At 62.9% G+C, this 22,812-nt stretch carries 16 protein-coding genes; 5 read left to right on the top strand and 11 right to left on the bottom strand.

From position 1 onward, the window contains the following. Positions 1 to 6: 6 nt before the first annotated feature. The 8 genes from BLW50_RS17780 to BLW50_RS17745 all read right to left on the bottom strand — a co-directional run bounded on the left by BLW50_RS17780 (position 7) and on the right by BLW50_RS17745 (position 8,811). Positions 7 to 993 (bottom strand): branched-chain amino acid ABC transporter permease, encoded by a 987-nt coding sequence (locus BLW50_RS17780; protein ID WP_090704907.1) that lies wholly within the window; start codon positions 991 to 993, stop codon positions 7 to 9. A 2-nt stretch (positions 994 to 995) separates the two neighbouring features. Further along, entirely contained in the window at positions 996 to 1,859 is an 864-nt protein-coding gene (locus BLW50_RS17775; RefSeq protein ID WP_090704904.1) for a branched-chain amino acid ABC transporter permease, read from the bottom strand. Between the two features lie 18 nt (positions 1,860 to 1,877). Further along, complete coding sequence (locus BLW50_RS17770) at positions 1,878 to 2,585, bottom strand: ABC transporter ATP-binding protein (RefSeq protein WP_244544292.1); 708 nt, start codon at positions 2,583 to 2,585, stop codon at positions 1,878 to 1,880. After that, complete coding sequence (locus BLW50_RS17765; protein WP_090704900.1) at positions 2,578 to 3,342, bottom strand: ABC transporter ATP-binding protein; 765 nt, start codon at positions 3,340 to 3,342, stop codon at positions 2,578 to 2,580. Before BLW50_RS17765 ends, BLW50_RS17770 begins: the two co-directional genes overlap by 8 nt. Before the next feature lie 63 nt (positions 3,343 to 3,405). Beyond that, a complete protein-coding gene (locus BLW50_RS17760) occupies positions 3,406 to 4,620 on the bottom strand; it encodes an ABC transporter substrate-binding protein (protein ID WP_090704898.1) in 1,215 nt (404 codons plus the stop codon). 81 nt (positions 4,621 to 4,701) lie between these two features. Then, positions 4,702 to 5,679, bottom strand: a complete 978-nt coding sequence (locus tag BLW50_RS17755; protein ID WP_090704896.1) for a ketopantoate reductase family protein — start codon at positions 5,677 to 5,679, stop codon at positions 4,702 to 4,704. A gap of 264 nt (positions 5,680 to 5,943) precedes the next feature. Then, positions 5,944 to 6,945, bottom strand: coding sequence for an amidohydrolase family protein (locus BLW50_RS17750; RefSeq protein ID WP_090704894.1), 1,002 nt, complete (start codon positions 6,943 to 6,945; stop codon positions 5,944 to 5,946). Positions 6,946 to 7,062: 117 nt separating this feature from the next. Next, positions 7,063 to 8,811 (bottom strand): hypothetical protein, encoded by a 1,749-nt coding sequence (locus BLW50_RS17745; RefSeq protein ID WP_139267659.1) that lies wholly within the window; start codon positions 8,809 to 8,811, stop codon positions 7,063 to 7,065. Between the two features lie 260 nt (positions 8,812 to 9,071). On the opposite strand from BLW50_RS17745, the gene BLW50_RS17740 reads away from it, so the two are divergent. Genes BLW50_RS17740 through BLW50_RS17730 form a run of 3 tightly spaced genes read left to right on the top strand, consistent with a single transcriptional unit; the run spans position 9,072 to position 13,742 of the window. After that, positions 9,072 to 10,277 carry an acyl-CoA dehydrogenase family protein gene (locus BLW50_RS17740; RefSeq protein ID WP_090704891.1) on the top strand — a complete coding sequence of 402 codons (1,206 nt, stop codon included), beginning with the start codon at positions 9,072 to 9,074 and terminating at the stop codon, positions 10,275 to 10,277. A 10-nt stretch (positions 10,278 to 10,287) separates the two neighbouring features. Further along, on the top strand, positions 10,288 to 11,277 hold the full coding sequence (locus BLW50_RS17735; RefSeq protein ID WP_090704889.1) for a DUF1839 family protein: 990 nt from the start codon (positions 10,288 to 10,290) through the stop codon (positions 11,275 to 11,277). Beyond that, positions 11,274 to 13,742, top strand: coding sequence for a glycoside hydrolase family 2 protein (locus BLW50_RS17730; protein WP_090704887.1), 2,469 nt, complete (start codon positions 11,274 to 11,276; stop codon positions 13,740 to 13,742). The genes BLW50_RS17735 and BLW50_RS17730 overlap by 4 nt, the downstream gene beginning before the upstream one ends. Here BLW50_RS17730 and BLW50_RS17725 read toward each other — a convergent pair whose 3' ends face one another. After that, positions 13,743 to 15,578 carry a potassium transporter Kup gene (locus BLW50_RS17725; protein ID WP_244544291.1) on the bottom strand — a complete coding sequence of 612 codons (1,836 nt, stop codon included), beginning with the start codon at positions 15,576 to 15,578 and terminating at the stop codon, positions 13,743 to 13,745. A 349-nt stretch (positions 15,579 to 15,927) separates the two neighbouring features. Here BLW50_RS17725 and hrpB point away from each other — a divergent pair, with 349 nt between their 5' ends. After that, a complete protein-coding gene (gene hrpB, locus BLW50_RS17720) occupies positions 15,928 to 18,396 on the top strand; it encodes an ATP-dependent helicase HrpB (protein WP_090704883.1) in 2,469 nt (822 codons plus the stop codon). Here hrpB and BLW50_RS17715 read toward each other — a convergent pair. Continuing rightward, entirely contained in the window at positions 18,393 to 18,800 is a 408-nt protein-coding gene (locus BLW50_RS17715) for a MerR family transcriptional regulator (RefSeq protein ID WP_090709293.1), read from the bottom strand. The genes hrpB and BLW50_RS17715 overlap by 4 nt on opposite strands. Positions 18,801 to 18,878: 78 nt before the next feature. On the opposite strand from BLW50_RS17715, the gene BLW50_RS17710 reads away from it, so the two are divergent. Continuing rightward, entirely contained in the window at positions 18,879 to 21,005 is a 2,127-nt protein-coding gene (locus tag BLW50_RS17710; RefSeq protein ID WP_090704881.1) for a heavy metal translocating P-type ATPase, read from the top strand. Positions 21,006 to 21,049: 44 nt separating this feature from the next. Here the strand turns inward: BLW50_RS17710 and wecC are convergent, their stop codons facing one another. Further along, the gene (gene wecC / locus BLW50_RS17705) at positions 21,050 to 22,357 is read right to left on the bottom strand and encodes a UDP-N-acetyl-D-mannosamine dehydrogenase (protein ID WP_090709291.1); all 1,308 of its coding nucleotides are present in this window, start codon (positions 22,355 to 22,357) and stop codon (positions 21,050 to 21,052) included. Positions 22,358 to 22,812: the final 455 nt, after the last annotated feature.

Genomic DNA, 22,812 nt, shown 5'->3' with positions numbered 1-22,812 from the left:
ATCTCCTCAGCGCCGGCCAAGCCAATGCTGGATTTCTCCAACGATGCCGCGCCGGAACAAGAGAATGCAAATGATAAAAATAGCGCCGACGATGGCGGTGATCGGCGGCAGCCGGAACAGGCCGAAGACGGCGAAATCAGCTGGCAAAGCGGAGAGATAATCTTCGATCGTCTGCACCACGCCGGCGCCGACCACGGGGCCGAGCAGGGTGCCGAGGCCACCGAGCAGGGTCATCAGAATGACGCTGCCCGAAGTCGCCCAATGCACGTCGGTGAGCGCCGCGATCTTCAGCGCGATCGCCTTGGTCGAACCGGCCAGGCCAGCCAAGGTCGCCGAGAGAACGAAGGCCATCAGCTTGTAGCGGTTGACCTCATAGCCCAGCGAAATGGCGCGCGGTTCATTATCGCGGATGGCGCGCAGCAATTGCCCGAAGGTCGAGTGGGTCATGCGATGCATGGCGATGAAGCCGATAAGGAAGATCACGGCCGTCGTGTAATAAAGCACGAAGATATTATCGAGATCGAACAGACCCAGCACCTTGCCGCGCGGAATGGCGCTGAGCCCATCTTCCGCATGGGTGAACGGCAATTGCCACGCCAGGAAATAGACCAGCTGCGCCAGGGCCAAAGTGACCATGGCGAACTGCAGGCCGGAGCGGCGCACCGACACATAGCCGAAGAAGAAGCCGAGCACGCCGGCAGCGCCGGTGCCGCATAGGATCGCCAGTTCGAACGGAAAGCCCCATTCCTTCGCCGCGTGTCCGGCGACATAGCCGGCTGTGCCGAAGAAGGCGGCATGGCCGAAGGACAGCAGGCCGCAGGAGCCGAGCAGCAGATTGAAGGCGCAGGCGAACAGGGCGAAGCACAGCAGCTTCACCAGAAACACCGGATAGAACAGGAACGGCGCGGCCAGCAGCGCGAGGATGCCGAGGCCATACCAGATGAGGGTGCGGCTGGGCGCTGTGGCGGAAGCGGTGTCAGTGAGTTGCGACATGCTCAGCGCTCCCGGCCGAAGAGGCCAGCCGGCCGCACCAGCAGCACGATCAGCATGATGACGAAAATGACCATATTGGAGCCTTGCGGATAAAACACTTTGGTCAGCCCTTCGAGCAGACCCAGCATCAGGCTGGTGACGATCGACCCCATGATCGAACCCAGACCGCCAACGACGACCACGGCAAAAACGGTGATGATCAGTTCGGCGCCCATCAGCGGGCTCACCGGATAGATCGGCGCCGCAAGCACGCCGGCAGCACCCGCCAGTGCCACGCCGATGCCAAAGCCGATGGTCATCAGCGCCGGCACATTGATGCCGAAGGCGCGCGTCAGCGTCGGATTCTCGGTCGCGGCCCGCAAGGTGCGGCCGAGCGAGGTCTTCTCGATCGCATACCAGGTCGTCAGGCACAGAACGAGCGAGGCCAGCACCACCCAGCCGCGATATTTCGGCAGGAACATGAAGCCGAGATTATAGCCGCCGGTAAGCGCCGCCGGCACCGCATAGGGCTTGCCGGCGGTGGCGAAGAAATGCACGAACATGCCCTGGATGAACATCATGATGCCGAAGGTCAGCAGCAAACCGTACATATGGTCGAGATTATAGATCCGATTGAGCAGCGTTCGCTCGATCGCCGCGCCAATCAGGCCGACGATCAGCGGCACCAGGAGTAGCGACCAGAAATAGCCGATGCCGGCATAGTTCAGGAGCATCCAGGTGATGAAGCCGCCGAGCATGTAGAACGCGCCCTGGGCGATGTTGACGATGCCAAGGAGGCCGAAAATGATCGCCAACCCGAGACTGAGCATCGCATAGAACGAGCCGTTGATGAGCCCGACCAGTAGTTGTCCGAAGAGTGCCTGCATCGACAAGGGCGTCTGCTCCTAGATGCCGAGATAGGATTTGATGGAATCCATGCGCGCTTCGACCTGCGAGCGATCGATCGCATCGACGATGCAGCCGTGTTCCATCACATAATGGCGATCGGCGAGGCGCGAGGCGAAGCGGAAGTTCTGCTCCACCAGGATCAGTGTCATGCCCTGCCGTTTCATCAATTCGATCGTCGCGCCGATCTGTTGCACGATGACGGGCGCCAGGCCTTCCGTCGGCTCGTCGAGCAGCAGGAACTTGGCACCTGTGCGCAGCACGCGGGCGATGGCCAGCATCTGCTGCTCGCCGCCCGACAGGCGCGTGCCGGGGCTGCGTCGGCGCTCATACAGATTGGGGAAGAGCTTGTAGATATCCTCGACGCTCATGCCGCCGGCCGCGATTTTCGGCGGCAGCATCAGGTTTTCGGTGACGTCGAGCGTCGCATAGATGCCGCGCTCTTCCGGCACATAGCCGATGCCGAGACGGGCGATACGCTCCGGCGGCAGAGTGATGGTTTCCTGGCCGCGCACGGTGATCGAGCCGCCGCGCTTTGTCAGAATGCCCATGATGGCGCGCAGCAGGGTGGTCTTGCCGGCGCCGTTGCGGCCGATGATGGTGACGACTTCGCCCTCGTTCACATGCATGGAGACGCCATGCAGGATGTGGGAATCGCCATAGTGGCCGGTGACATTGTCGACCGAGAGAACGCGGGTGTCAGTCATGCTCGCTGCCCACATAGGCTTCGATGACGGCGGGATCCTTCGACACGACATCGTAGGGGCCTTCCGCCAATCGTTCGCCTCGCGCCAGCACCGTGATGCGGTCCGACAGATCGGAGACGATGGAAAGATTATGCTCGACCATCAGCACGGTGCGCTTGCGCGCCACGTTCTTGATCAGCGCGGCGATGCGATCGACATCCTCGTGGCCCATGCCGGCTGTCGGCTCATCGAGCATCAACAGTTCCGGCTCCAGCGCCAAAGTGGTGGCGATCTCCAGCGCGCGGCGCCGGCCATAGGGCAGTTCCGAGGCACGAATATTGGCATAGCTTTCAATGCCCACGTCGCTGAGCAGGGACAGGGCTCGCTCATCAAGGTCGCGCAGCACGCTCGCCGACTTCCAGAAGGCGAAGCCATCGGAGCGGAAGCGCTGCAGGGCGATGCTGACATTCTCCAGCGCCGTCAGGCTGGCGAAAACCGCCGAAATCTGGAACGAGCGCACCATGCCGAGCCGCGCCACTTCGCTGGGACTGCGCTTGGTGATGTCGATGCCCTTGAACGAGATGCGCCCGCTGGTCGGCGGCAGCGTCTTCGTCACCAGATTGAAAATCGTCGTCTTACCGGCGCCATTCGGGCCGATCAGCGCATGGATGGAGCCGCGATGAACGTCGAGCGAGAAATCACGCACGGCATAGAAGCCAAAGAACGATTTCGACACGTTCTCGAGCCGCAGAATCGGTTCGTCATGGGGTGCTGACATGGATGCAATCTATAGACGGCCAAGCGGCCCGGAGCGCATGACGCTGCGGGCCGCGAGACAGGCTTAATTCTTGGCGAGCGCGGGGCAGGCGTTGTCGGAGAGCGGGCGGAACACGTCCTCACCCTTCATCTCCTTGACGACCTTCAGCATGTCCCACTCGCTCTTCGACTCCTGCGGCGACTTCACCTGCACGAGATAGACGTCGTGGACCATGCGGCCATCAGCTCGCAGGACGCCGTTGTTGGTGAAAGCGTCCTTGACCGGCGTGGCCCGCATCTTGGCGATGACGGTCTTCGGGTCGGTCGAATTGGTCGCCTGCACGGCCTTCAGATAGTTGAGAACCGCCGAATAGGTGCCGACCTGGAACGGGCCTGGCGCGGTCTTGCGACGTTCGATGAATTTCTTCATGAACGCCTGCGCTTCTGGGTTCAAATCAGGGTACCAGGTGGTGGCGAACATGCTGCCCTGCGCCACTTCCAGGCTCGCGCTCTTGAGCGCCGGCAGCGAATCGAGACCCAGCGCAGCAACCTTCATGCCGCCCGTAAGAAGGCCGAATTCGCGCACCGCCTTCATCGAGTTGATGCCGTCGTCGCCGCCGTTGTTGAGGGCCACCACGTCGGCCTTCGAGGCTTGCGCTTGCAGCACGAAAGACGAGAAATCAGTGGTGCCGAGCGGCGCGCGCACCGAACCGACGACGCTGGCGCCGGCCGGCTTGATGGCAGCGGTGACACCCTGTTCCAGCGCGATGCCGAAGGCATAATCGGCGGTGATGAAGAACCATTTGTTGCCGAGCTGCGGCACCGCTTGGCCGATCGTCCTGCCGATCTGATAGGTGTCATAGACCCAATGCACGGAATTGTCGGGGGCGCAGGCCTTGCCGGTGAAATCGGCCGAACCGGCGCTGGTCAGCATGACCATTTTGTTCTTCGCCTTGGCGGCGTCGAGAACGGCGAAGCCGACGGCGGAATTGACCAGATCGGTCACCATGTCGACTTTGTCGACATCGAACCAGCGATTGGCCACGGACACACCGACGTCGGGCTTGTTCTGGTGGTCGCCGGCGAGAATCGAAATCGTCGCGCCATTGATCTTGCCGCCGAACTCCTCGGCGGCCATGCGGGCCGCTTCCACCGAGCCGTGGCCGGAATTCTGCTCATACCCGCCGGACAGATCGGTCAGGACGCCGATCTTCACCGTGCCGTTGGCGATCTGCGCTTGTGCGCAAACGGTCGCCAGCATCAACGCCGCTACGGAAACGGCTCCTCCCAGAATACGCATGTAAACCTCCCCTCGCATCACCCTCTGCGATGGCGCAAGATAGGAAGCTCATGCCTCAGATGTCAATAACCCTGATATTGTCTAGTAACAGCCGGCGACCCGGGCCCGCATAGCCAGGAGCGGCGCGACCACGTCTAGCGCGGGCGTGGCAATGCCGGCCTGGCGCGCCAGATCCTGGAGGACGAGATAAGTGCTCTCGATTTCCATGCGCCTGCCACGTTCAAGGTCCTGTAGCATGGAGGGCTTGTGCGGTGAAGCGACTGGATTGGCCCGCAGCTGTTCGGCATTGAATTTCGTGTCGGTGATGCCATGGGCGCGGGCGATCCGATCGGCTTCCCCTTGCACCGCCAGCATGACGGCCTGGGTTTCCGGATCGGCATGGATCTGCCCGATCGTCGCGCCGGTCAAAGCGCAGAGTCCGAAAACCCCGCTGACAGTGATGAATTTCTCCCACATCGGCACGCGCACATCATCGGCGATGTCGACCGTCAGGTCGGTGATGTTCATGGCTTCGATGAGCGCGCGGGAGCGCGCCGCGTTCTGCGGCAGGGCCGGGCCGATGGCGATGCGCCCGCCAGCGCGGCTGGCGCGGATCACGCCAGGCTCGCGGATTTCTCCACCCGACCAGACGACGATGCCAAGCGCCCGCTCGGCGCCGATTTCCCGATGCAGCGTGCCGTTGGGATCGAGACGACTGACGTCGATCTTGGTGCCGCCGGGCGCGAAGCCATCACCATAAAACCAGAACACGCCGTTGACGGAGAAGCCAACCATGGTCTGCGGACCGAGCAGCGGCGCGATGCTTTTTGCCACGTCATCGAGCGCCGGGGTCTTGGTGGTGATGATAACGAGATCCTGCGGGCCAAAATCCGCCGGCGAGGCGGAGACCGGCAGCTGATAGGTCGCGGTTGCCGCCGGGGTGATGATGGTCAGGCCCTTGTCGCGCAGCGCTTCGAGCTGCGCGCCGCGTGCGATGGCGCAGACCTCGTGCCCAGCCTTGAGAAGCGAACCCGCCAACACGCCGCCGATGACACCGGCGCCATAAATGCAGATTTTCATATCGATGTCCTAATGAGGTTTCCTTAGCTCCCTAGAGGACTGTTGAAAGCCTCGGTGTCATCCCCGACAGCCGCGCAGCGGCTGAGCGGGGATCCAGGGGCAAACGGTAAATGCCTGTTGAAACCGTGACGCGCAGCCATCACGCAACGTTTTACCACTCGCCCCTGGATTCCCGCTCGCGCCTTCGGCGCGTCGGGAATGACACCAAGGATTTTCTATATCCTGCTAGGGTTTCTTCTAGCCGCGCGTCGATGCCATGGCTACTTAAACGGTTTGCAATTTCAGCAAGCGCTTGGCATTGCCGGACATGACTTTCGCGAGATCGTCCTTGGAGAGATCCAGACCTTCAACGGCCTTGATCGTCTCGCCGATCGGGCCGAGCGGTGCATCGGTTGAAAACACCACATGATCGGCGCCGAAGAATTTGAGCCCGCTGTGCAGGCCGGTCTGCGCGCCGAACATCGCCGTGTCGCCATAGAAATTATGGAAATAGTCGAGATGCGGCCGCTTCAGCGACGGCAGCACGTTTGAATAATCCTCATCCGCCGTGCGGCTGCCGAGCACATCGAGTCCTGGGCCAATGCGGCCATCGTAGGTGGGGATCATGCCACCGCAGTGATGGGTGATGATGTTGAGGTTGGGATAGCGATCGTAGACGCCGCAGAAGACCAGCCGCGCCATCGCCACCGAGGTTTCGTAAGGCCAGCCGAAACACCACCACATTTCGTAGCGTGACTTCTTTTCGCTGGCATAGTCGGTCATCTCGGATGTGCGCGCCGGATGCAGCCATATCGGCAGATCGTGTCGCGCCATGGCGGCGAACACCGGATCATATTCGGGCAGGTCGAGGGGCTTGCCCGCGACATTGGTGAAAATCTGAATGCCCTTGGCGCCCAGCTGCGTCACCGCGCGGTCGATCTCGATGAGCGCGCTGTCGATGTCGAGCATGGAAATGGCTGCCACGAAGGCCGGAAATCGATCTCTGTGCTTGGCGACCAGCTCGGCCATCGCATCATTGGCGACACGCGCCAGATGTCGCGCCAGATCAGGCGTGGCGATGTCTTCCAGCGGCGGATTGGGCAGCGAGATCACCTGCTGATAGTCGGTGCCGGCCTTGTCCATCGCCTTGAAGCGCACGTCGAGATCGAACAGGGGCGGAATGCTGCGCAGACGTTGGCCGATGTTCCCCAATTTCGGCGAGGCCTTGCTCAGCTCAGCAAAGAAGGTGTCGGGAAAGATATGGGTATAGATATCGATGGCCTGCACGACTGTCCTCCCAGCATGCCGAATTGTCTTCGGCAATGTCTATAGCGTTTTGCTCTGGAGGAACGCTAGCACGCTGTCAGCGCGTAGGTCACGCGGCCCGTATGACGGGTTGCCGCCCTATTCGGCGGCGGTCGCGGCGCGCGAAGCAGGGCGCGTGCTTTCCAACGCGAAATCGCGCAGCGCCGGGATCAGTTGCGCGCGGTCACGCGGCGAGGTGAAATTGTGATCGAAGGCTTTGATCTCTGTAAAGCGCAGGTTGGGGCCGGCGACATGGCTGGCGTTGCGGCCCAGATGCAAAATCATTTCATCGATGCCGCCATCGCCAATTGTATAGCCGATGAGAATCCTCACGCCACGGGCACGGAAACTGGCAAAGCTGCGCAGGATCTTGGCATGCTCGCTGTCTTCATCCACCGAGCCGACGACACGCTGCAGACGGAAACGGATGGTGCGCGACAGGCGCTGGCCGACCGTGCTGAGAATGCCGGCGGTGTCGATCTCGCCGCGCATCAGGCGTGACCACAGTGCCGGCTGCCAGAGCTGCGAGAGATAATGGCCGGTCGACGAATAGATGGTCAGGCGCTGGCTGTCGTCCCAGAAGAATTTTTGCAGATTGATCATCGCGATCGCCGACAGGCGCGGCTCGATCAATGCGGTCTGGAAGGCGAGATAAGCGCCGCTACAGGTGCCAGCGACGATCGGGCGATGGTAGCCTTGGGCTTCAAGCCAATCGACAGCGGCCACTACATCGGCGCTCGATGTCGGCACATAGACGACGCGGCTCGGCCGTCCCGGCAGATCCGGCGTCTCGCCGATGCCGCTGGTATCGATCCGCAGGCTGGAAATGCCGCTGGCGGCGAGCTGGCGCGCCACCTCCACCGTCTGTCGGGCCCAGCCATAGTGCGGGTTGGCGCCGGTGTTGAGCAAGATGACGACCGGCACGTCGGGATTGGGCTGCCGTGCCCGGCAGAACAAACCGAAGACCTGGTCGTCCGAGCCGAAAGCCGCTGCTGTTTCGATGAAGGTCTCGGTTTCGAGGCTTGCCGGCGTGATCGGGGCTGCCGGCCGGGGCAGGGGGGCGGCGACGCCGAGCCAGGCGGCGACCTGCGTCAGGTCGGTGCGCGGCGGTTCCGCCACGGTCGGGTCGGCAATAAGGCCAGCGAAACCCTCGAAAGCGAGCAGGGTGACGCGCGCGCCGCTGGCGCTCGGGCTGCCGCGCCATGTGTCGCCCAGTTTGGCCATCGCCGGCTGGCCGTCGGGCGCCAGGATCAAAACGTCAGGCGCCGGCGCCGGCAGGGCGGCCAGATTCATCGCCTGCAGCGCGGCTAGCGAAGCCACGCTGAAGCGAAAGCCATCGAATTCCTGGTCTGACCCGTCACTGGCAAGGGCTTCCTTGGCAAGGGCTTCGGCGCCCTTGGTCAGTTGGACCAGCGATTTCAATTCCCGCAGATAGCGTTTGCCCGAAACAACCGGCGCCATCAGCACGACGCGCTCGGCCTGCACCGCAGGGCCGATCATGGCGGCGATGGAGGCACCCAGTCGTAAGCCGATGAGAATGACCTTGGTGAGGCCGGTCTGTTTGCGGATCCACGCAACGGCTTGTTTTGCCGCCGCACAGCGGCTGGCGATCAGGTCGAATTCAGCCTCGTCGCCAAGTGCATTGGCCGTGCCGGGGAAGTCGAACCGCAGGGTGGGAAAGCCGCGCCGCGCGCAATCCTCGGCCAGCAGCCGCAGGCTTTTGTGCGCCGCCAGTCCCTCGACGCCGAACGGCGCCATCAGAACGACAGCGGTATCGCCGCTGGCGTCGTGAAACATGCCGAAACTGGTATCAAAGGCGACGGCATGCACGGGACGGGGAAACTCCACTCAGATGCGCTGCGATGCTAGAAGTGATGCATCTACCCGTGATTGGGGGTAAATACCGTTCGGGCCGCAGCGGAGACTTAATAGACTGTTAACGCTCCCGGTCGCGGGCGGCCTCGAGAGTTTTGGCGAAGCAACTTGCTAACGATGTCGCGGTTTAGGCGGGATCCCTCGCAGGTCGACTTAAGGGATTCTACAGTGCCCCACCTTAACATCTCAATACAAATTAGATTTTGACAGTTTGGATTTTTGGGGCGGGCGAAATGAGTGTGGCGGTCAAACCAAAGGTTGAAGAGCGGTTCCCCCGGAGCCTGGTGCGGCAACGTGCGGAAGCCGCCGCCACGGTCGCGCGCGAATTTGCTGACGATGTTGACCGCAACAGCCGCTTTCCGGCCGAGGCCCTCGAGGTGCTGAAGGAAGGGCGGCTGCTGGGCCTGATGATCCCCGTCGAATTGGGGGGAGAGGGTGCCTCTGCCGCGGAGGTCGCCGATGTTTGCAGCATCCTGGGCCAGGCTTGCGCCTCGACCGCGATGATCTTCGCCATGCATCAGATCAAAACCTCGAGCCTCGTCACCCATGGGCAGGGCTCCGCCTGGCATCGCGGCTTCATGCAGCAGATCGCCGAAAAGCAATTGCTGCTGGCGTCCGCCACCACCGAAGGTGGCGTCGGCGGCGACATGCGCTCAAGCATCTGCGCCATCGAACCGGAAGAGGACGCTAGCTTCTTCCAGCTGCGCAAAGAGGCCAATGTCATCTCCTATGGCATGAAGGCCGACGCAATCTTGATCACGGCGCGTCGCAATGCCGAGGCGCCAAGCTCCGATCAGCTGATGGCCGTCATCCAGAAGCATCAATATGTGCTTGAGCCGACCATCGCCTGGGACACGCTGGGCATGCGCGGCACCTGTTCGGAAGGCTTTCGTTTTGCCGCGCGCGCGCCGCGCGAGCAGATCCTCGACAAGCCCTTCGCTGAGATCGCCGCGCAATCCATGCTGGCCATGGCGCATATTCTGTGGAGCAGCGTCTGGTATGGCATCGCCGCCGATGCGGTGGCGCGGGCCCGGGCTTGCGTGCGCGCCGAAGCACGACGCCAGCCGGGCGCGACGCCTGCCGCCGCCCGTCGGCTGACGCAGACGGTCGGCGCCTTGCAGCAGATGAAGGCCGATGTGCTCGATGGCCTGCGTCGCTTCGAGGCGGTCAAGGGCGATGAAGCGGAGCTATCGTCGGTGGCCTTCGCGGTCGCCATGAACAATCTGAAGGTGACCACATCGACGGCGGTGGCCGACATCGTGCGCCAGGCCATGCTCGTCATCGGCATTGGCGGCTATCGCAACGACGGGGCCCATAGCGTCGGCCGCCACATGCGCGATTCTCTGTCGGCGGCGCTCATGGTCAATAACGATCGCATCCTCGGCAATGTCGAGAAACTGATGCCGATCAGCCGCAACGAAAACGGCCTTCTCGGCTAGAGGTGTCTTGATGGCCGTCATTTCTGGTCTCAATGCCGACAGTTACGCGCCCCATGCATTGCATCGTGGCGAGCGCGACTGGCCGGAAACCAATTGCTATGCCGATCTGTGGATCGAGGTTCTGGCGGCGCTGGGCCGTGCGCCCGAAGCCTTGATGGGTTTCACCCTGACGCAGGATTTCGAAGGCGATCAATTCACCTTCTTCAAGCCGCCGCTGGAAGCCATCGAAGCGCTCTATGGTCTCTCGACCTTCGAGCTCGCCATGTTCGATACATGCGAGAAGCATATCGTCGAACAGAACGGCCGTGGCCGGCTGGTGATGATGGAAGTCGACGGCTATTTCCTGCCCGATACGCGTGGCGTCACCTATCGCTCCGGCCACAGCAAGACGACGATCGGCATCAACGAGATCGATCCGGTCGCCCGCCGCCTCGCCTATTTTCACAACGCCACCTATGCCGCTCTCTCGGGCGAGGACTATGACGGCATCATGCAATCGGGCGGCCGCACGCTCGACGGCACGGCGATGCTGATGCCCTATACCGAATTCGTGAAACTGCCGGCGGCGCATCAGTCGCTCGATATGGTCGTGGTGTTCGATTGGCTGCGGCGCTATCTGGCGCGCCGGCCAGCAGGCAATCCGCTGCGGCAGTTTGAGGCGCGTTTTGAAGCGCAGGTCGTCGATATGTTCGACCGGCCTCCGGACTATTTCCACATCTATGCCTTCAACACCTTGCGCCAGTGCGGTTCCAATTTCGAACTTTTAGCGGGTCATCTCGACTGGCTCGGGGCTCACGCTGATGTCGATTTCACGGATGCCGTGCCTCACGCCCGCGCCATTTCGAGCGGCATGAAGGCGCTGCAATTCCAGGTGGCGCGCGCGGTCGCCCGTCGCCGGCCCGGTGGCTTGGCGCAGTCTGTCGCCGCGCTCGCGGAACATTACGATCGGCTGATGGAAATGATCGATCGGGCGATGATCCGTCGATCGGCGGCCGCGTGAATCCGGCTTTCGGGATTGGTATAGGGACGGGCGATGCGGCCTCCATCGCGCCCGCCTGGTCGTTCGCGCTGACTTTGCCCGATGCCTGTCAGGATGCGGCGGCGGCGCAGCGGCTCACCAGCTGGGCGCATCTGGCGGCCCTGGCGCCGGCTGAGGCGGTGATGAAAAATCTCGGCCTGTCTTTGCCAGGCGAGGCGGCCTCTCTGCATGATTGCGACGCTTGGTATCAGGCGACGCTGGCTGGTCCGGGAGAGGTGCGGCTTGTCTTCGAAGGGCTCGCGACCTTCGCAGAAATCTGGCTTGACGATGTGAAGCTGGCCTCGTCAGCCAATATGTTCCGGCCGCTGGAACTCACCGTCACGCTCACCGGGCATCATCGCCTGAGCTTTGTCTGTCGCAGCCTGTCCCGTCGCCTGTCGCAGGTCGAAGGCAAGCGGGCGCGCTGGCGCGTGGCGATGATCCCGGAGCAGAAACTACGCTTCGTGCGTACCAGCCTGCTCGGCCATATGCCGGGCTGGTGCCCGCCTGTCGCCATCGTCGGGCCATGGCGGCCGGTGCATATCCTGCCAGCGCGCATCCCACGCCTGCGCGACCTCAAGGTACAAACCTCATGGGCTGATGGCAGCGCACAGCTGCGCGTCAGTTTCGATCCAGCCGAGATGAAGGCCGCTACCGTTGCCTGGATCTGCGCCGGCCAGACGATGAATGCGGAATTGCGCGATGGGCGCTGGTCGCTCGACACGCGCGTCGAGGGTGTCGCGCCCTGGTGGCCGCACAGCCACGGCACGCCGCAGCTCTATCCGCTCGAGATTGAGATCGATGGCAGCCGTCACTCTGTTACGCAGATCGGCTTTCGCAGTGTCGCGATCGATCGTGGCGCCGATGGCCGTGATTTCTGTTTTCGCATCAACGGCACACCGGTCTTCGCCCGTGGCGTCTGCTGGTCGCCACCTGATCTGGTCGATTTTCCCGCGACGCGCGAGGTCTATGCGCGCGAACTGACCTTGGCGCGCGATGCCGGCATCAATCTCATTCGCGTCTGCGGTACAACGGTTTATGAACCGCGCATCTTCCACGATCTGGCCGACGAACTTGGCATCATGATCTGGCAGGACGCGATGCTCGCCAATTTCGACTATCCGGTCGGCGATGCGGCTTTTCGCGCCGAGCTGCGCCACGAAACGGAAGCTTTTCTCGCACAGCGTCAGGGATCGCCGTCGCTCGTCGTCTATGGCGGCGGCAGCGAGATCCTGCAGCAGGCGGCCATGCTCGGCTTGCCGCGCGAGCGCTGGAGCAATGATTTCATCGACGGCGAACTGGCTGATATCGTCGCCGCGTGGCGGCCGGACGTTGCCTATGTCGTCAATTCGCCGTCTGGCGGCGAGCTGCCTTTCGTCGTCGATCAGGGCGTTGGCCATTACTATGGTGTCGGCGCCTATCGCCGACCTTTGGACGACGCGCGCCGCGCCGACGTCGCCTTTGCCGCCGAGTGCCTCGCCTTCGCCAATCTGCCGTCGCGCGCCCGGCTGGCCAAGCGACGTCTTGATGGCACAACGCCGTTGGAACGTTGGAAAGCTCTGGTGCCGCGTGATCGCGGTGCCGATTGGGATTTCGAGGACATCCGTCATCATTATATGACGCTGCTCTATGACGTCGATCCACAGCACCTCAAGGGGCAGGATTTCGATCGCTATGTCGCCATCGGACAGGCGGCCGCCGCCGAGGTGATGCAGGCGGTGTTCACCGAATGGCGTCGGCCCGGATCGCGCACGGCAGGCGGCCTGGTGCTGATGTGGAAAGACCTAGCGCCGGCCTTGGGCTGGGGCGTGGTCGATCACTCCGGCGAACCGAAGTCAGGCTATTACGCCTTGAAGCGCGCTTTCGCGCCCGTGCAACTGATCGTCAGCGACGAGGGCGTCAATGGTCTGCGCTTGCATGTCGTCAATGAAACAGACCGCCCGATTGACGTTCTGCTGACGCTGGACTGCCTCACCGAGGGCCATCGCCGCGCCGCTTCCGGCGAGCAGTCGGTGACGGTTGCGGCGCGCGGTCATTATTCCGTCGCGGCGACTACGCTGCTCGGCGCGTTCTTCGATACGACTTATACCTATCGCTTCGGCCCGCCCGCGCATGACGCCAATGTGGTCAGACTGATCGATAAAGAGAGCGGCGTCGTGTTGCAGGAAGCCACTCATTTCCCCATGGGGCGTGGCGATACACGCCATGATCTGGGCTTGCGGGCGGAGCTTCATCGTGAGGCCGACGGCTTCCATCTCAAGCTGACAACCGATCGTCTGGCGCAGACGGTTGTGATCGCGGCCGATGGCTTCCTGCCGCAGGATAACTATTTTCATCTGGCGCCGGGGCGGGAATGCCTGGTCGCCTTGCAATCGGCCCGCGCCAGCTTGCGCGCGCCGACAGGGTCCGTGTCCGCCTTGAATGGGACAGGGAAAGTCAGTTTCTAATCAGATCTTGACCTGGGCGCCCAGTTCGACGACGCGGTCGGACGGGATCGAGAAGAAGTCGGTCGCATTGGCCGAATGTTTCGACAGCGCGATGAACAAGCGATCCTGCCAGACCGGCATGCCCGATGTCGGCGATTCCTTCAGCGTCCGTCGGCCGAGGAAGAACGATGTCGTCATGATGTCGAACTTCAATCCGCTCTTGCGCATCAACGCCATGGCGGCCGGCACGCGCGGGCTTTCCATAAAACCATAGCGCAGGCGGATCTTGGTGAAATCGTCGGAGAGTTTCTCGATCTCATAGCGATATTCGCGCGGTACGCGCGGCACATTCTCGGTCTGCACCGAAACCAGGAAGACGCGTTCGTGCAGAACCTTATTGTGTTTGAGATTGTGCATGAGCGCCGACGGCGCGCTGTCGGCATCTTGGGTCAGGAAGATCGCCGTGCCCGGCACGCGGATCGGCTTGGAGTTTTCCAGCATCCGGATCAGGTCGCGGGTCGGAATGGCGTCGCGTCGCGTTTTACTTTCAAGAAAATGCGTGCCGCGCAGCCAGGTCCACATGATCAGGATCATCAGGCCGCCGATCAACACGGGCACATAGCCGCCGTCCATCAGCTTCAGGATGTTGGAGGCGAAGAAGGCCAGTTCCACTGTCAGAAACAGGGACGCGAACAGGAGCGCGCCCGCCAGCGGCCAGCGCCACAAATGCCAGGCGACGAAGAAGACCAGGCAGGAATCGACCACCATCGAGGCGGTCACGGCGATGCCATAGGCCGAGGCCAGGGCGCTCGATGTGCGGAAGATCAGCACCAGCAGCACGACGCCGATGAGCAGGATGCGATTGACGCGCGGAATGTAGATCTGTCCTTCCTGCGTGTCGGATGTGTGCTGGATTTCCAGGCGCGGCAGCAGGCCGAGCTGGATCGCTTGCCGAGCGAGCGAGAAAGCGCCGGTGATGGTGGCCTGGCTGGCGATGACGGTCGCCGCTGTCGCCAGCACCACCAGAGGCAGCAACGCCCATTCCGGCGCCAGCAGAAAGAACGGATTCTCGATCGCCTTGGGATTGTCGAGGATCAAAGCGCCTTGGCCGAGGTAGTTCAAGATCAGCGCCGGGAATACGAAGCTAATCCATGCCGCCTGGATCGGCTTACGGCCGAAATGGCCCATGTCGGCGTAGAGTGCTTCCGCGCCCGTGACGGCGAGAAACACGCTGCCCATCACCACGAAGCTGATGACGCCGTGGCTGAAGAGGAAGGAGAGAGCATTGATGGGATTGAAAGCCTGCAGAACACGCGGCGCATCGCCGATATGCATGAGGCCGAGAACCGCGATGCAGACGAACCAGACCGTCATGATCGGGCTGAACCAACGGGCGATGCCTGCGGTTCCCTTGCTCTGCACGAGGAACAGGGTGATCAAAATAACGAGTGCAATGAGCGTAACGTAATGATCGAGATGTGGCGTCACCAGCTTGAGGCCTTCGACCGCCGACAGCACCGAGATCGCTGGCGTGATGATCGCATCGCCGGTGAACAGCGCCGCGCCGACAATGCCGAGCACGAAAATATATCCGGAGCGTCGGCCGATGACTTTTTGCGCCAACGCCATCAGCGCCAGCGTGCCGCCTTCGCCCTTGTTGTCGGCGCGCATGACGAAAATGACGTATTTAACCGTGACGATCAGGAACAGGGCCCAGATCAGCAGCGAGACGACGCCGATGACATCGCGTTCGCCGACGGTGCCATGAGCGCTGGCGTGGAAGAGCGATTCGCGCAGCGCATAAAGCGGGCTGGTGCCGATGTCGCCATAAACGACACCCACGGAGCCGAACGCCATCGCCAACAGTCCGGTGGAACTTGGTGATTGTGCATCCTGATGGCCGCCGGGGGCGGTAGGTAACGCATCTTGGCCCGGCGTCATTCGGTAGCCTTATTCAACAATAAACACGCAGCCCTGGCGCCGTTTCGTCTGGCCCAGTTCTCGCAGAGCCGCGATATACTCTTTTCCGCAGGCGGAAACAAATCCCGCCTGGGAATGCCCGAAAACCGCCATGAGAACAATCCGCTTAGGATTTATCTCAGGTTTTGATCTCGCTTGTGGCTTTGGGATTAATCTTGCCCGACGTGGGGCGGACTGGCACACAGCCGCACAGGTTTGACGGGCGAGGTTGGCTGAATTGGCGGCAATGGATTTTGCGCTCCCGATCGACGAGGTTGCCGGCGCGCTCTGCGACGCGTTGGTCTCGCACGTGCGCGCGGTGCTCGTCGCGCCCCCGGGCGCTGGTAAAACCACGCGCGTACCTCTCTTGCTCGCACAACAGCCCTGGGCAGCCGGCGGTCGCATTGTCGTGCTCGAGCCGCGACGGCTGGCGGCGCGCGCGGCTGCCGCGCGCATGGCGCAAACCCTGGGTGAAGCGGTCGGCGCCACGGTTGGCCTGCGCGTGCGCATGGAATCGCGCGTCAGCGCCGCGACGCGGATCGAGATCGTGACGGAAGGCGTGTTCGCTCGCATGATTCTCGACGATCCATCGCTGGAAGGGATCGCGGCCGTCATTTTCGATGAGTTTCATGAGCGTTCGCTCGATGCTGATCTCGGATTGGCCTTGGCGCTCGATGCGCAAGCTGGCTTACGCGAAGACCTCCGTATTCTCGTGATGTCGGCGACGCTCGATGGCGCGCGTGTCGGCGCATTGCTCGATGATGCGCCGCTGATCACCAGCGAAGGCCGCGCGTTTCCCGTCGCAACCCGATATGTCGGTCGCGATGCACGCGCGCGTATCGAGGATGAAGTGGTGAAGGTGATCGAGCGGGCGTTGCGCGCCGACAGTGGTTCGCTCCTGGTGTTTCTACCAGGCCAGGGCGAAATCACACGCACCGCCGAACGCTTGAAGGAACGCATCACCGATGCGACGATCGATCTCGCGCCCTTGTTCGGCGCCATGGATCGCAAGGCGCAGGATCTGGCGGTGTCGCCGTCGGTTCCCGGTCGTCGCAAGATCGTGCTCGCCACCTCCATCGCCGAGACGTCACTGACCATCGACGGTGTGCGCGTTGTCATCGATAGCGGTTTGGCGCGCGTGCCGCGCTTCGAGCCGGATCTGGGTCTGACGCGTTTGGAAACGGTGCGCGTCTCGCGCGCCGCCGCCGATCAGCGCCGGGGCCGCGCCGGCCGCACGGAACCGGGCGTTTGTTATCGCTTGTGGGAAGAGGCGGCGAACGGCGCTTTGCAGCCTTTCGCACCGCCGGAAATTCTCAGCGCCGATCTGTCATCGCTGGTTCTCGATCTAGCGCAATGGGGTGCGCGCGATCCGATGCAATTGCGCTGGCTCGATCCGCCGCCGGCTGCGGCGCTGGCCGAGGCGCGCACGCTGTTGCGCGCGCTGGGCGCGCTCGATGACGATGGCGCGATCACGCCGGAAGGCCGCCGTATTCGGGCCTTGCCCTTGCCGCCGCGTCTGGCGCGCATGGTGCTGGAGGCGGCACGGGCCGGCGCAGCGCGTCTTGCGGCGGAGATCGCCGCCGTCATCGTCGAACGCGGTGTCGGTGGCGATGGTGTTGATATTGCCGAGCGGGTGGAGCGGCTGCGGCGTGATCGGGCGGGGCGGGCGCAGGATGCGCGGCGATTGGCGCGCGGCTGGGCCGATCAGGCGCAGGCTTTCTTTGGCGCGATGGAAACAAGCGATGACGTTGCCCATGTCGGCCGCTGGATCGCCGTCGCCTTTCCCGATCGTGTGGCTCGCGCCCGTGGCAAGCTCGGCGAATTCGTCATGGTGAACGGTCGCGCCGCGGCCTGCGAAGCCCATGATGCGCTGGCGCGCGCGCCCTATCTGGCGATTGCCGAGATCGCTGGCCGCGCCGGCGCCTCGCGCATTCTCGCCGCGGCAGTCATCACCATCGAGGAGATCGAAGCCTTGATGGGCGCGCGTATCGAGACGCGTGACGAGATCAGTTTCGATCGCGCTTCTGTTAGCGTCCGCGCCCGCCGCACGCGCCGGCTCGGTGCCGTGGCGTTGAGCGAGCAGCCGCGCAGCATCGAGGGGTCTGAGAGCGCCGTGGTGCTGGCCAATGGCATCGCCACGCTTGGTATTGATCGCTTGTCGTGGAACAAGGCGCAGAAGCAATTGCGTGATCGGGTGATGTTTTTGCGCCGCGCCGAGGGTGACGTCTGGCCGGATCTGTCCGATACGGCTTTGGCGGCATCGGCCGAAACCTGGCTGGCGCCCTTCATCGAAGGCCGCGCCTCGCTCTCAGCCATCACCGCCGATGATCTCGATGCGGCTCTGCAGGCATTGTTGCCGTGGGACATGCGTCGCCGCCTCGATATTGAAGCGCCGACCCATTTCGAAGCGCCGACCGGATCGCAGATCGCCGTCGACTACGAAGCCGAAGGCGGCCCGGCGCTCGCCGTGCGCGTGCAGGAATTGTTCGGTCTGTCGCAGCATCCTTCGCTGGCTGGTGGGCGCGTGCCGTTGACATTGCATCTGCTGTCGCCGGCGCATCGGCCAATTCAGATCACCCGCGATCTACCGGGGTTCTGGAAAGGCTCATGGTCGGCGGTGAAGTCTGAGATGAAGGGCCGTTATCCCCGTCACGTCTGGCCGGACGATCCGGCCAAGGCAACGGCGACGACACGGGCCAAACCACGCGGCACTTAGATGTGGGGCGACAGCGCTTCGATGATCCGGCAGTCGGCGACGGTGCCGCAGCGGCATTGCTCTATCATTCTACTGAGCTCGTGACGCAGGGCGCTGAGATCGGCGATTTTACGGTCGACCTCGGCCAGATGCTCCTGGGCGATGGCGTCGACGGCTTGGCAGGAGCGATCGCGATCATCGGACAAGTCCAGCAACGTTCTGACTTGTTCGAGGGAGAAGCCGAGGTCGCGCGATCTGCGGATGAAACTCAGCCTATTCAGATGAACTGGGCCATAGGCCCGGTAATTCCCTGCCGTGCGCGCCGGTGCGGCCAGTAAGCCAATACGCTCGTAATAGCGGATGGTTTCGACCTTGGTGCTCGTCAGCCGCCCCAGCTCTCCGATGGCGAGATGCTCTTCCCTCATGGCATGCTTCATGGCTTGACCCTGTAGTTACTATAGGGTCTATATGGGCGGTCACGTTGAATTTGTCGAGGTGACACCATGGCTGCTGCGAGCGCGTTTAAGCTTCGGATCGAAGGGATGGATTGCGGCTCCTGTGCCGCGAAAATCGAGACTGCCATCCAGCGCCTGCCTGGTGTTTCAGGACTCTCGGTCAGTTACAGCCAAGAATCGTTGTCGCTCTTATTGGACGAAGACCGCACGTCCCGTGCCGCGATCGAGGCGCAGATCAAGGCGTTAGGCTTCACGCCCGTTGGCCCAGCGGCAATGACCGCTCCGGCGAACGATTTCGTTCAGCCCGATGCCAAGAGCGCCTGGCCTGCGACGCGCAAGGGGCGGCTGGTCCTCGGCACCGGTGTTTTGCTGGCGCTCGCCTACATCGTATCGCAGATCGCGCCGGCCTGGTCGTTCTGGGCTTATATGGCCGCGACAGTGGTGGGGCTGTTGCCGATTGCACGGCGCGCCCTGGCTGCGGCGCGGGCCGGCTCGCCGTTCAGCATCGAGACGCTGATGTCGATCGCGGCGACTGGCGCGCTTGCCATCGGCGAGGCGCGCGAGGCGGCCATTGTCGTCTTCCTGTTCGCTGTCGGTGAGCTGCTCCAAGGTGTCGCTGCAAGCCGGGCCCGGGCCGGAGTGAAGGCGCTGGTCGACCTGATGCCACGCACCGCCCGTCGCCTCCGGGGTTCGCAGGTTGAGACGGTCTCCGCCGAAGCATTGGCCGTCGGCGATATTGTCGTGGTCAGGCCCGGCGACCGCATCCCATCGGATGGTACCGTTGTGGAGGGTGCATCAGAGGTGAGCGAGGCCGTGGTGACGGGCGAATCCGCACCCGTGACCAAAGAGGTCGGCTCTGCCGTCTATGCCGGCAGCATCAACGCGCATGGCGAGCTGCATGTGGAGATCACGCGGACGGCAGCCGACAACACGATCGCCCGCATCATTCACATGGTCGAGGACGCGCAGACGTCAAAGGCGCCGATGGCGCGTTTCATCGATCGCTTCAGTCGCTGGTACACGCCGGCCGCGATCGTCGTGTCGGCTCTGGTCGTCCTCGGCCCTCCGCTGCTTCTCGATGGTGACTGGTTCACTTGGATCTATCGCGGGTTGGCGCTGCTCTTGATCGCCTGCCCCTGCGCGCTGGTGATCTCGACACCCGCGGCGATCGCCTCGGGCTTGGCCAGCGGCGCGCGCCATGGGCTGCTCATCAAGGGCGGCGCGGCATTGGAAACGTTGGGCAAGATCAAGACCGTCGCCTTCGACAAGACTGGCACGCTCACTTTGGGGCGTCCGCATGTGACCGACGTGATGGCGATCGAAGGCGCGGAAACAGACCTCCTCGCCAAGGCCGCGGCTGTCGAGGCCGGGTCCAGCCATCCGCTTGGTGTGGCGATCGTCGCTGAAGCGCAGAAGCGCGGTCTCGATATTCCCAAAGTGTTCGGCGGCAGTGTTGCCTCACCCGGCAAGTCGGTCATGGGGCGGCTCAAGTCAGGCTTCGTCTCGGTCAGTTCGCCGCGTTATGCGGCTGAACACGTGGCGATGAGCGACGAAGTGCGGGCACGGATCGGCGCGCTCGAGAGCGAAGGCAAAACGGTCGTGACGGTCAGCGAAGGCAAGCGCCTGATGGGGCTGATCGCGCTTCTCGACGAGCCGCGCGCGGACGCTGCCGAAGGACTCGAGCGCCTGCGGGCTTTGGGGATTCGCCCCGTGATGCTGAGTGGCGACAACGCCCGCGCCGCCGGAACCATCGCGGCAGCCCTCGGCCTTGAAGTTCGCGCCGAGCTTCTACCGGATGCCAAGCTCGAAGCGATCTCGATTTATAAAGCCGATGCGCCCGTTGCCATGGTGGGTGACGGCATCAACGATGCGCCGGCGCTGGCTGCGGCCTCGGTCGGTATCGCGATGGGCGGCGGAACCGATGTCGCGCTTGAGACGGCCGACGCGGCGCTGCTCAAGAACCGGGTGACGGGCGTGGCCGAATTGATCGTCCTGTCGCGCGCGACTGTTACCAATATCTGGCAGAACGTCGCGGTGGCGCTGGGATTGAAGGGCATTTTTCTGGTCAGCAGCCTGACCGGGACGACACCGCTCTGGATGGCCATCCTTGCCGACACTGGCGCGACCGTGCTGGTGACGGCGAATGCCTTGCGGCTTCTGCGTTTCAAACCATAGGCCCAATCGCGTTTCGATCGAAACGCGATTGGGTAATTTCTACATCACGCCGTGGCGAACAGCCCGCAGGTGTCGACCACTGTCTGGCCGTCGCGCGGACGGTAGACGCGGAACGCCTTGTGCGAGACCAGCGCCACGACGAGATCGGCCTTGGCCGCCTCAGCGAGATCGTTGGTCACTTTGAAGGCCGGCCGCTTCTTGCCGGCGAGCAGCGCCGAGGCGAACGGATCGATGGCGATCACCTTGTCGCCGAGTTTGGCGTGTAGCGCTTCGGTGATCTCGAAAGCCGGGCTTTCGCGGAAGTCATCCACGTCCGCCTTGTAGCTCAGGCCGAGGCAGGCAACCGTGCCGCCGTGCGCCGCATGGGCTTCGAGGATCTGGTTCAGCACGTAATGGGCTTTGTTGTCGTTGACCTGGCGCGCCGTGCGGATCAGCGGCGCCCGTTCGGGCATGCTCTCCCACAGGAACCACGGATCGACGGGGATGCAATGACCACCGACGCCGGGGCCGGGGTTGAGAATGTTGACGCGCGGATGGCAGTTGGCCAGCTCGATCACTTCCTTGGTGTCGACGCCCAGGCCGGCGAACAACATCGAGAGTTCGTTGGCGAAGGCGATATTGACGTCGCGGAACGAGTTCTCCGTGAGCTTCACCGCTTCGGCCACCTTGGCCGAGGTGAGATGCACCTTGCCGTTGACGAAGGAGCGATAGAGCGCGGCGGCCTTGTCGGCGCAGCGCGGCGTCATGCCACCGATCACCCGGTCGTTTTCGACCAGTTCGGTGATCATGCGGCCGGGAATGACGCGCTCCGGGCAGTAGGCGATGGCGACATCGGAGGCGTCGCCGGCCTGATGCGGGAAGCTCAGGTCGGTGCGCAGTCGCGCCAGGGTCTCGGAAACGCGATCGCAGGTGCCGATCGGCGAGGTCGATTCGACGATGACGAGATCGCCTGATTTGAGATGCGGGGCGATGCTCTCGGCGGCTTCCAGCACGAAGGAGAGATCGCACACCTTATTGCCCTGGCCATCGGGAACGGACGGGGTCGGCACGCAGATCATGAAAATGTCGGCCGGGGCGACATCGATCGAGGCGGAGAGATGGCCGTTCTCGACGGCGGTGTTCACCAGGGCGTCGAGGCCGAGCTCGTGGAAATGGCAGCGCCCGTCGTTGATGGTCGCCACCGTGCCGCGGTTGATGTCGACACCGCGCACGTTGAAGCCGCGCGAGGCGACAAGGGTTGCCGTCGGCAGGCCGATATAGCCGAGTCCGATAATGCAAACGTCCTGAAACCAAGAATTTGTTGCGTAAGTAAATGGGACGAAATCGCGAATTGCCTGTTTCGGAAAATTCATGACGGCCTCGGTGCTCATCCGTCTTCGGCGACGGATCTTGCGAGCACCGTTGCACAGGCCGTTCCAGGAAAAATCGGCTGATTTTTCTTAATTTGAAGCAATCTTACGCGGGCGTAGGCGAATTCGGTCAAATTGTCCGTAATTTTTAGGACGATTTGTGCCGCTTCGGGACAGGCGCGCAACGCCCGTCTCAGCCTTCGGCAGCCGGGCGAGGGGCATCTGTTCCAGCCGCTGACGTTTTCGTTCGGATTTCGCGCGGGTGGAGCGGGGCGGGAGATCAGGCAGCAATTTCCATGCCCCGGTTCAGATGTTCTTAACCTTGGCAGCTAGGCCCGGCGCTGGCCGCGATCTGGCTCCTGCCTGTCGGGAGCGGTGGATCATGGTTGACCGACCGAATCCGAAGGCTTCCTAATGGGCTGCCGCCGTAATATGTGAGCATAACGGGACAAATCCGC

Source organism: Beijerinckia sp. 28-YEA-48, assembly GCF_900104955.1.
Classification (GTDB): Bacteria; Pseudomonadota; Alphaproteobacteria; order Rhizobiales; family Beijerinckiaceae; genus Terripilifer.
The sequence above is the reverse complement of the archived record's forward strand: the minus strand, read 5'-3'. Positions and strand labels throughout refer to the sequence as shown.